This is a genomic window from Salinivibrio sp. SS3, from assembly GCF_001722105.1.
Classification (GTDB): Bacteria; Pseudomonadota; Gammaproteobacteria; order Enterobacterales; family Vibrionaceae; genus Salinivibrio; species Salinivibrio kushneri.
The window spans coordinates 124,191-134,454 of the sequence record NZ_MEBQ01000018.1 but is presented as its reverse complement, the minus strand read 5'-3'; the positions used below and the strand labels follow the sequence as shown (position 1 = coordinate 134,454).

Sequence of the window (10,264 nt, the reverse complement as noted above, 5' to 3'; positions counted from 1 at the left end):
CATTTTTAATCTCCTAAACATTAGGAGACCATTAAATCGCACTGAAAATGATCAACAAATTGATCCTTTATTTTCACTCATTTTAATTAATAAACATGGTTCAACGCACGATTTTCAGCCTTAATTGACAACTAAGTCATTAAATCGCTAGCCCAGGCATGCCGCGGATCTTCATGCGTTTTCCCTGTGTGAATCGGTCATGAGAAAGCGTGCATCTATGTAGGCGTTTTGTTGCGTTCCACGCTACCGCCCTTTGGTTGTCGGCATCCAAAAGGCCATGTAAGAGGCAGAAATATAAGGGTTAGCGTACCAGAGTGCAGAATAGCTGTTTAGACAGAATCGCCTAAAATGTTGGTGAGGTCAGAGTTTGGGAGTTTGCGGGACAATAAATGCAAAAAAGCCGCTGACTGAGCAGCGGCTTTCGGTATGTGGCGGAGAGATAGGGATTTGAACCCTAGAAGGGCTATTAACCCTTGCCGGTTTTCAAGACCGGTGCTTTCAACCACTCAGCCATCTCTCCGGAACGGGGCGTATACTAGAGGCAGCTCAGAGCGATGTAAAGTCCATTTTTACTTTTTCGCACTTAAGTGCTGATTTTATCAGCAAAAGCCTGTTTTCAGCGCTTTTCTCTCCTTTGCCCCGCCGTTTATTTAGCCAAATCGACCGTTGATGTAATCAGAGGTCAGTTTGTGCTCAGGGTCATTAAAGACTTTTTGTGTGCTGTTGACTTCAACCAAGTCACCAAGGTGGAAGTAGGCGGTGCGGTCAGACACACGTGCCGCTTGCTGCATCGAGTGCGTGACGATCACGATGCTGAAGTTTTTCTTCAGATCGGCAATCAGCTCTTCAATGATACCGGTGGCAATCGGGTCTAGCGCCGAACAAGGCTCATCCATCAAGATCACTTCCGGCGCGACCGCAATGGTACGTGCGATACACAGACGCTGCTGCTGGCCGCCTGATAGACCTGTTGCTGGTTGATCGAGACGATCTTTCACTTCGTTCCAAAGCCCTGCGCGCGTAAGTGATTGCTCAACCAATGCATCCAGCTCGTCTTTGCCGTCAATCAAGCCATGGATACGTGGGCCATATGCCACATTATCGTAAACCGATTTAGGGAACGGGTTGGGACGCTGGAATACCATGCCCACTTGCGAGCGAAGCTCCACAATTTCGGTGTCGCGATGATAGATATCTTCGCCATCCAAAATAATATCACCCGACACTTGGCAGCCAGGAATGGTGTCATTCATGCGGTTGAGACAGCGCAAGAAGGTAGACTTACCACAGCCTGATGGACCAATCATCGCCAAGACTTCTTTTTCACCAATATCCAAGCTGACATCGGTGATCGCTGATTTTGAGCCGTTTTCGTAATTCACAAAGACATTACGAGCCGTCATACGTGGGCTCTCTACAAAAGGCACACCACACGTTTCAGTCGGTGCCGCCGTATTTTGCGGCGTGGTTTCTGCTACTTCTTCAGTCATGGCTAAGTTGTTCATTGTTGTCGTCGTCATGGTTGTTTCTCCCGACTTACCAGCGTCGTTCAAGACGCTTACGCAGAATCACGGCACAGGCATTCATAAGGGCAAGGAATGCCAGCAATACCATGATTGCGCCAGAGGTGTTTTCGACAAAGCCCTTTTCAGGATTCTCTGCCCATAAATAAATTTGAACGGGTAACGCAGTGGCGGCATCTAGGGGCCCTGAGGGGATATCCACGATAAAGGCCACCATACCAATCATCAGCAGCGGCGCGGTTTCGCCCAGCGCTTGCGCCATGCCGATAATGGTTCCGGTGAGCATGCCAGGCATGGCAAGTGGCAATACATGGTGAATCACCATTTGCATTTTTGATGCGCCGACACCCAAGGCGGCATCACGTACCGATGGCGGTACCGCTTTAATAGATGCGCGGCTCGAGATAATGATGGTTGGCAGTGTCATCAGTGTCAGGACTAAGCCGCCCACAACCGGCGCAGAACGCGGTAGATCGGCAAAGTTGAGGAACACGGCTAAGCCCAGCAAACCAAACACGATCGACGGTACCGCTGCCAGGTTATTGATGTTAATTTCAATAATCTCAGTAATGCGATTACGTGGTGCGAACTCTTCTAAGTAAATCGCGGCCGCCACCCCAATGGGGAAGCTTAATGCCAGTGTCACCAGCAGCGTATAGAAAGAACCCACTGTCGCGCCCCAGATCCCGGCAAGCTCAGCATCACGGCTGTCACCATTGGTGAAAAAGCGCGAGTTAAACACGGTGCGAACACGATCGTTCTCTTTTAGCTGGTTGAACCAACCAATGTGTTTGTCTTTAAACTGGCGATAAGACTCCGGCAAGCTGCCATCGATATTGCCTTTGTTAAACTGATTGACGTTATCGCCCGCGAGTGCCCAAATCTCAACCTCTTGTCCCACCAAGTCAGGATTGGCTGCCACGCGGTCGCGTAAGTCGTACTCGGCACCGTTAGACAGAAAACGGAACAGCTCACGTTTGTCGCCACGCGATGTCACCTCGGGCATGGCATCAAAAATGGCATCTGCCAATACTGAGCGATAGCCCAGGTATTTAAGGGTCTCATCATTTAATGGCTTGCCTTCAATACCTAGATTTTGTTCACTTAAATCAACGGTCAAGCGAATTTCTGTGGTATAGAAAGCGGTGTAGCCTTGCGAGACGATCGAGCCGAGCAATAGAACCAAGAAGGTAAACGCAAGGAAAATAGAGCCGATACCGTAAAAACGGAAACGTCCTTCTTTCCCGCGGCGCTTTGCTAAGCTAGCCCTTACCCTTGCGCGCTTTTCTTGCGCCAGTTGTTCGATTTTATCAGTCATATTGTTCCCGGTATTTCTTCACGATGTTCAACGCAATCACGTTAAGTGCCAGTGTCACAACAAATAAGGTCAGACCCAAAGCAAACGCCGCCAAGGTTTTTGGACTATCAAATTCTTGGTCACCTACAAGAAGCGTGACAATCTGCACCGTCACTGTGGTCACTGAATCAAGGGGGTTAGCCGTTAGGTTCGCCGACAGACCCGCCGCCATTACGACAATCATGGTTTCGCCAATTGCACGTGAAACAGCCAGCAATAAGCCACCCACAATGCCGGGTAATGCAGCCGGTAAAACAACCTTGCGAACCGTTTCTGACGGCGTCGCGCCCAGTCCATACGAGCCATCACGTAGCGATTGCGGTACAGCAGTGATCACATCGTCTGATAATGACGACACAAAAGGAATAATCATGATCCCCATCACCGCACCGGCAGCCAGTGCACTCTCTGACGACGCGCTGCTAAAGCCGATCGCCTGTGCCACATCACGGATAAAGGGTGCGGCCACCAATGCTGCAAAGAAGCCATAAACCACGGTTGGAATACCTGCCAGGATCTCCAAAATTGGTTTGACGATACCCCGTATACGCGGCGATGCATATTCGGCCAAGTAGATCGCACTCATCAACCCGACTGGTGCCGCAATGCACATGGCGATAAACGAGATCATTAAGGTGCCGGTAAACAGTGGAATCGCACCAAATGAGCCACTGGCCGCTTGTTGGTCTGCACGTAAGGCAATTTGCGGTGACCACTCAGTACCAAAGATAAATTCAGTGACTGGGATCATTTGGAAAAAGCGCAACGCCTCAAACAACACCGAGAGCACAATGCCCAGTGTGGTTAAAATCGCGAGTGTTGAACAAAGCAGCAAAAAAGCCTGCATCACATTTTCCACGCGATTTCGAGCGCGAAGACGTAATCGCAGAGAGCGCCAGCCAAAGGCCAACCCCGCTAATGCAAGCGATGTCATGGCGGTGAAACGCAACGTCGTTCCCAGTTGGTTCAACATTTGATAATGGTCAGCCGCTGCCAACAAGACAGCATCGTCAGTTTGGGTGATGCCACGAGCGACGTTGCCAATCTGACTGTATAGCAAGTCGGCGTTGCCGAACTGCGTGACATACGAATCAGATAGTTGTGCCATCACCAAACTGTGGATCAAGTTGGGTTCTACCGCTTGCCACAACAATAAGAGAACCAGTGCCGGAATAGCCGCGAGAATCGCAACATAAGAGCCGTAATAATTAGGACGAGAATGAAGCTTACTCAATCCGCCAGCCGTATCGGCGAGCTTGATTGAACGTGCTCGAGCAATAAAAAAGCCTGAAATTGCAATGACAGCAATTACGGTCATCAGCATGGGTGTTGTCATTGTTCCTCCTGAACACGCACAAAGGTGGCACCTCATGTGTGCCACCTTTTCGTGTTCACACTGCGCTTACAGGTTTGGTTTTAGGTCAACTGCGGCGCTGCGTACTTGTTTCCATTCACCGTTGTCGAGTGGGATAAGGCCACGGTCAGCCAAGTAACCCATGTTGCCGATTGCATCTTCAGCAGTGAATGCGCTTACGTAGTCTTTCAGACCTGGAATCACGTCTTCGTGTGCTTTTTTCACGTAGAAGTACAGTGAACGTGATACGGGGTAGTCGCCACTACCAATCGCGTCAAACGTTGGTTCAACACCCGCGATTTTTGAGCCTTGTACCTTGTCAGCATTTTGCTCTAGGAAGCTGTAACCGAAGATACCAAGTGCATCTGGGTTTGCTTCAAGCTTTTGTACGATAAGGTTGTCGTTCTCACCCGCTTCGATGAAAGCACCGTCTTCACGCATGCCATGACAAATCGCTTTAAACTTGTCTTCGTTGCTGTCTTCAAGCGCTGCCACTTCTGGGTATTCGGCACAGCCCGCTTCCATGGCTAGCTCAACAAAGGCGTCACGTGTACCTGATGTTGGTGGTGGACCTAGCACTTCAATTTTGGTGTTAGGCAGTGATGAATTCACGTCTTTCCACGTGTCATTTGGGTTATCAATGAAATTGCCGTTACCGTCTGGCACGGTTTTGGCGAGCGCGGTGTAGATGTCTTTCAAGCTCAAGTCATATTGCTGAGACATTTTCGAGTTCGCCAGCGCGATGCCGTCATAGCCGATTTTGATTTCAACAATGTCGTCAACGCCGTTTGATTTACAACGGTCAATTTCCGAGCTTTTGATTTTACGTGATGCGTTAGTGATGTCTGGCGTGTTTTCACCCACACCTGCACAGAACAGCTTAAGACCGCCGCCTGAACCGGTTGATTCGATTTTTGGTACTGAGTATTGCGACGTGCGACCGAAGCGCTCAGCAACTACAGTAGCAAAAGGGTAAACGGTAGAAGAGCCAACGATGCTAATGTAATCACGGTTTGCGGCCGTTGCGCTACCTGAGGCCAGCACGGCCATTGATACTGTAGTAGCTGCAAAGAGAGCTTTAAGTTTCACATCAACCTCCAAGTCGATTATTTAAGTTAGTGCTGTGCAAATCAGTTTATCTACACATAACGAAGAACTCGGTTAACGGGGAGACACATTAAGAGCACAAAGTGACAGTTCCTTTATGCAATCATGAAGGTTTGATGACAGTGCGGCGCATTGGTAACAGATTCAAAAGTTGTTTTTACCACGCTGGCGCTGAACACATGGCGGGCTAGGATAAACGCATCCAGGGCTGATGCGCGTCGACGAGATGCGCCGATAATTGTCCTGTCTTCCACTTTTTAGATGAGTAAAGGCAATGATAGATGCCAAAGACAATGTCCCGTTAGACGCGCGTGCCGACGCGTTCCCGATGCATAACGATACCGCGCCGAGTAAGCCAGTGGTTTTGTTTTTGTGCGATGGTGAGCATGGCGTCTCCTTGATGGCCGCCGCCGTGATGAAAAGTAAAGCGAGCAGCTTTTTTGATGTTTACTGCGCACATACATCCAGCACCATGCATACTGCACAAGCGTCAAAAGCACTTATTCAATTTCAACTCTCAACCTCTGGGATCATGCCTTGCCCGCTGGCCGAGCTGACATTGACATATGTTGATTATCTAGTTGCCGTGAATCCAGCCGCCGTACAATCTGGACTACCCTTGCCCCGTTACGGAAAATTTGTGCCTTGGGATGTGACCGAGCACAGTGATGCCGGCTTGGTTGCCGTGCTCCGGGAGGTGAATAAAAGCATCAACTACTTTTTATCTTTGTATTTATTTCGTTGAGATATTTGTTTCGCTAATGCGTTTGCGGCGGGAATAAAAAGTGCGCGCCATTCGCGCACTTTCTGTTGGTGGATGGTGTCGGTGGGTACAGTTATAACCTAAAGGCCTCCGCTTGCTCTTTAATACTGGCGTTTTCTTTTTCCAAGCGCTCATAGGCTTGACGGGTTTGCTCTGCGGTCTCGGCAAGTGACTCTGCCGCTTGGTGAATCGCCGACACATTTTGGTTCAGATCCGCCGCTGCTGTGGTTTGCTCTTCGGTCGCGGTAGCAATCGCACCGGTCATTTCAGATACCTGCTGCGTCGCATCATTAATGGTGTTGATCGCTTCTGCCGCATGCTTGGCATCATCCAGCCCTTTTTGCGTCAAGGTTTGGCTATCGCTCATCACTTTGTAGGCCTGACGCGCTTTGGTTTGCAGTCCTTCAATGATCTGGTTGATTTCATCGGTCGATGATTGGGTTTTGGTAGCCAACCCTCGTACCTCATCAGCCACGACCGCAAAGCCTCGACCCGCTTCGCCCGCGCGAGCCGCCTCAATAGCCGCGTTGAGCGCGAGCAAGTTGGTTTGCTCGGCGATGGTACTAATCACTTCCGAGACTTTACCGATATTTTCGCTATCTTCGGTTAGCGCCTCAATCACTTGCGAGGCTTCATTAACTTGATCTTTAGCCGCCACGCTTTGCTGATACGATTGCTCAAACGTTTGTCGGCCTTGCTCTGCGTATTCACGCGATTTATCAGTATGTTCCGCTGCATTGACAGTGTTACTGGCCACTTCACCAAAGGTAGACTCCATCTGCGTCATCGCGCTCGCAAGCTGTGAGAGTTCACCCCGCTGTTGCTCAACGCTATTCACGGTATGGCTCACCTGGGTCGATAGCTCATCACTGACCGTTTGTAATCGCTTAGTGCCTTTCACTAACGACCCTATCAGCTCGGTAATGCTTTCTTGCATTTGCGCAAAGGTATTTGCTGCTTGTCCCAGCTCGTCGCGGTTGAACGTATCGAGATCCAACCGTTGGGTAAGATCACCGCTTTCCACCCGCTGCATCTGAGTAACCAGCTTCGCCAGCGGCCCACGTATGCGCTGTTGTAGCAATAACGCCACACCCGCCATCAGCACAACCAGAGCAATAATCACGGCAATACCACTATAAATGAGACGCTCGATTTTTTCCGATTCTCGCGTCTTTATCGCGTTGGCTTGGTCTTCCAACGTCTGTTGCAATGTGGCGAGGTTCGCGACTATCTGGTCAAACGGCGCCAACATGGGGCCTAACATTTTACGGCGCGCATCATCAATTCGTCCGTTATCAATAAGCGAAATATAGTCGTTTTGCATCTCACGGTAATTGTTCAGGCGCGTTTCTATCGTGGCCACGGCCTCTGTATTACTGTCACTCACCGTGAGTGCTTTCATTCGGTCAAGTGCTTCACCAACCTCTTGATCGTTGCGCTCTATTTTCACCAAAATATCGCGATGCGCTTGTTTATCATCGGTTAACCCGTAATCGAGTGCGAAACGGCGATAAGTGACGGTATAATAACGCAAGTCAGACACAGTGCTCAGCAGGCGAACATTACGCTCTACCACATCATTAAACTGTGCCTTGACCGTGTTTATTTCGCTGAACAAGTACGCCCCGCTCGCCGCAACCGCAATGCCGAGTGCCAGAAACACCACGCGTAAATACTGTATAATCGTCATTGGTTACCCCGCTGCCCCTAATTCCACTGTAAAGTTACTTGTTTTTTTGCGCACGAGGTAACGGGTACGGCCTATTGCTGCAATAGGTTCATTCTCGGTAGGGTTTTTCTTGGTGGCCTTTTTGCTGCTCACACCACAATGAGCAGCAACCCATGACAAGCCACAACAGCTATCGTCAAGCGGCCACGCATGGTTTGATAGGCAGAGGACGTGTCTTCACTCTCGCTTTTTCGGATCCATTTTTCCGCCAGCCATACCGCTAAATAACCGGTCGCAAGCAGCCCAGTCGCGATCAGGTATTGGGTCGCGCCTTGAATAAGCGCCCCCCAAGCCAAGAGTGCAAACAGGTTGCTCAGCAATAACGCATTACGGCTAAGTTTATGGGAAAAGTGATCGATGCCATTGCCCCATAAAACGCCGGATAAAAAGCTTAAAATCACCGCGCTATAGCTTAAAAAAAGCTGCTCGCCACTGAGACCGAATAAGGTCAGATCGGCCCAGGTGACGAGCACACCGCCAATAAAAGGAAGCAAGCCAAGGTACCCAAGTTGCAGCATGGTATCGCGCGAAGCGGGTTGTGGTTTCATCATCTCACTCCTAGACACTCTATTAAGGTTTTTATTAACCCTAAGTGTACGAAGACAATCCGCCACTGGCCGTCTTATCGACACATTTCGCTGCTTTTCTCAACACCTCCACCTAACATAATGTGATTAACGGCTCTTTTTTTTGCAAAGGGTGCTTGTGTTGCGTAAATTGTTGCGCGTTTTGTTGTTAAAAGAGGAACGATTCATGTCAACACGAAGTACGTCGGATGCGAGTAATGCCAGCGCATTGCAGCATCCGTTTGCCGATTGCGTCACACAGACCGGCCTGTTTAAAGGTGTTCATAAAAATATGATGATCGCCGCCACGCTCCTGGTTTGTGTCTTCGTGTTTTTTACCGGATTTAATACTGATTTAGCCGGCCGTGTATTTGCTGCGGCACGTGGCTGGGTGGAGTCGACCTTTGGTTGGTATTACATGTTGGTGTTGGTGCTGTTACTGGTCGCCAGCTTGACGATTGCCGTCACGCGTTTAGGAAACATTCGGTTAGGTGATGACGACGACCGGCCTGAGTTTAGCACCTTCTCGTGGCTATCTATGTTGTTTTCCGCGGGTGTTGGCGTTGGCATACTGTTTTTTGGGGTAGCCGAACCCACGCTCTACTTTGATACAAGTGGTGCGTTCGGCTACCCCAACAATCCGTATGCGGATATGGCCGGTGCCACCACCATGGGCTTTGATCGCGCGGCGGATGCCTTGCGTGTCACCTATTTCCATTGGGGCTTTCATGGCTGGGCGGTGTATGTGATTGTCGGCCTCGCGCTCGCTTATTTCTCATTTAGGAAAAAGCTGCCTCTCGCACTGCGTTCCACGGTGCACCCGCTGATTGGTGATCGTATTTACGGGCCCATCGGCCATATTATCGATATCTTAGGGGTACTTGGCTGCGTGTTCGGCGTCGCCACCTCGCTGGGTCTCGGTGTCAGTCAGATTGCCGTAGGGCTTGACCGTCTATTTGGCGTCGACCCGGGCGTGACGACGCAAGTTATCCTCATTGCTCTGATTTCTGTGGCGTCCATCTTGTCGTCTCTCTCCGGGGTCGGCAAAGGGATCCGAATCATTTCTGAGTGGAATATTATCGTCTCAGCGTTGGTGATCGCCTACTTTTTATTCGGCGGGCCTACGGCTTGGTTAGTGCAGATCTTTGGCGCTTCACTGAGCGACTATTTGGTCGAATTCATTCCGATGGGGCTGTGGTTCCCAGAGGCGCAAGGTCCCACCGCGTGGCAAAACGCTTGGACCATTTTCTATTGGGGCTGGTGGATTGGCTGGGCGCCCTTTATTGGCTTGTTTATTGCGCGTATTTCTCGCGGCCGCACCTTACGCGAGTTTGTGGTTTGCGTGCTGTGTGCGCCAACACTGATGATTTTTGCTTGGCTGGCGATTTTTGGTGGTAACGCCTTACATCAAGAGCTTGTTGCCGATGCTGGGATTGGCACCGCCGGCATTATTGATTTGGTCAATGGTTGGGACTTACCGGCGGCGCTGTTTGCCACCGCTGATGGCATTACCGGTGGCGGGATCTGGGGTTGGATTCTCAATGCCATGATGATCTTCTTGCTGTTTAGCTGGTTTATTACCTCGTCAGACTCAAGCACCCTCGTGCTGACCACGATTTTGTCGATGGGCAATGACAACCCGCCCAAACGCTTTCGAGTCTTCTGGGGCACCATGATCGGTGCCGTCGCCGCGGTATTGTTGGTCGCCGGTGGCTTACGAGCCCTACAAACCGCGAACATGGTTACCGCCCTACCCATCAGTGTGTTGGTGATCTTAATGACCATCAGCGTGATGAAGTCTTTACTGGCAGAGTCGGTGGGTAAATCCACCGCCTCGACACCATCCAAAGCGAGTCGCTAGCGCG

At 50.3% G+C, this 10,264-nt stretch carries 8 protein-coding genes and 1 tRNA gene; 2 read left to right on the top strand and 7 right to left on the bottom strand.

Features of this window, described 5'->3' with window-relative positions; all coding sequences use genetic code 11:
- Window positions 1-429: 429 nt before the first annotated feature.
- The 5 genes from BGL48_RS08515 to BGL48_RS08495 form a co-directional block, all read right to left on the bottom strand.
- Window positions 430-520 (bottom strand) — tRNA-Ser (locus BGL48_RS08515).
- 130 nt (window positions 521-650) lie between these two features.
- Window positions 651-1,403 carry a phosphate ABC transporter ATP-binding protein PstB gene (gene pstB / locus BGL48_RS08510; RefSeq protein WP_218089801.1) on the bottom strand — a complete coding sequence of 251 codons (753 nt, stop codon included), beginning with the start codon at window positions 1,401-1,403 and terminating at the stop codon, window positions 651-653.
- A 133-nt stretch (window positions 1,404-1,536) separates the two neighbouring features.
- Window positions 1,537-2,841: a phosphate ABC transporter permease PstA gene (pstA, locus tag BGL48_RS08505; protein ID WP_069362255.1), complete on the bottom strand. Its 1,305-nt coding sequence runs from the start codon at window positions 2,839-2,841 to the stop codon at window positions 1,537-1,539.
- Window positions 2,834-4,216, bottom strand: coding sequence for a phosphate ABC transporter permease subunit PstC (gene pstC / locus BGL48_RS08500; protein WP_069362254.1), 1,383 nt, complete (start codon window positions 4,214-4,216; stop codon window positions 2,834-2,836). The genes pstA and pstC overlap by 8 nt, the downstream gene beginning before the upstream one ends.
- Before the next feature lie 66 nt (window positions 4,217-4,282).
- Window positions 4,283-5,323 carry a substrate-binding domain-containing protein gene (locus tag BGL48_RS08495; protein ID WP_069362253.1) on the bottom strand — a complete coding sequence of 347 codons (1,041 nt, stop codon included), beginning with the start codon at window positions 5,321-5,323 and terminating at the stop codon, window positions 4,283-4,285.
- 292 nt (window positions 5,324-5,615) lie between these two features.
- On the opposite strand from BGL48_RS08495, the gene BGL48_RS08490 reads away from it, so the two are divergent.
- Window positions 5,616-6,086, top strand: coding sequence for a hypothetical protein (locus tag BGL48_RS08490; RefSeq protein WP_069362252.1), 471 nt, complete (start codon window positions 5,616-5,618; stop codon window positions 6,084-6,086).
- A 91-nt stretch (window positions 6,087-6,177) separates the two neighbouring features.
- Here the strand turns inward: BGL48_RS08490 and BGL48_RS08485 are convergent, their stop codons facing one another.
- On the bottom strand, window positions 6,178-7,794 hold the full coding sequence (locus tag BGL48_RS08485) for a methyl-accepting chemotaxis protein (RefSeq protein ID WP_069362251.1): 1,617 nt from the start codon (window positions 7,792-7,794) through the stop codon (window positions 6,178-6,180).
- A gap of 128 nt (window positions 7,795-7,922) precedes the next feature.
- Complete coding sequence (locus BGL48_RS08480) at window positions 7,923-8,384, bottom strand: DUF3429 domain-containing protein (RefSeq protein WP_241824172.1); 462 nt, start codon at window positions 8,382-8,384, stop codon at window positions 7,923-7,925.
- 202 nt (window positions 8,385-8,586) lie between these two features.
- On the opposite strand from BGL48_RS08480, the gene BGL48_RS08475 reads away from it, so the two are divergent.
- The gene (locus BGL48_RS08475; protein WP_069362249.1) at window positions 8,587-10,260 is read left to right on the top strand and encodes a BCCT family transporter; all 1,674 of its coding nucleotides are present in this window, start codon (window positions 8,587-8,589) and stop codon (window positions 10,258-10,260) included.
- Window positions 10,261-10,264: the final 4 nt, after the last annotated feature.

Bases quoted from the DNA above. Each gene is read 5' to 3' on its own strand.
- BGL48_RS08485 (WP_069362251.1), bottom strand. From the start codon at position 7,794: ATGACGATTATACAGTATTTACGCGTGGTGTTTCTGGCACTCGGCATT.
- pstB (WP_218089801.1), bottom strand. From the start codon at position 1,403: ATGACGGCTCGTAATGTCTTTGTGAATTACGAAAACGGCTCAAAATCA.
- BGL48_RS08490 (WP_069362252.1), top strand. From the start codon at position 5,616: ATGATAGATGCCAAAGACAATGTCCCGTTAGACGCGCGTGCCGACGCG.
- BGL48_RS08475 (WP_069362249.1), top strand. From the start codon at position 8,587: ATGTCAACACGAAGTACGTCGGATGCGAGTAATGCCAGCGCATTGCAG.
- pstA (WP_069362255.1), bottom strand. From the start codon at position 2,841: ATGACTGATAAAATCGAACAACTGGCGCAAGAAAAGCGCGCAAGGGTA.
- BGL48_RS08480 (WP_241824172.1), bottom strand. From the start codon at position 8,384: ATGATGAAACCACAACCCGCTTCGCGCGATACCATGCTGCAACTTGGG.
- pstC (WP_069362254.1), bottom strand. From the start codon at position 4,216: ATGACAACACCCATGCTGATGACCGTAATTGCTGTCATTGCAATTTCA.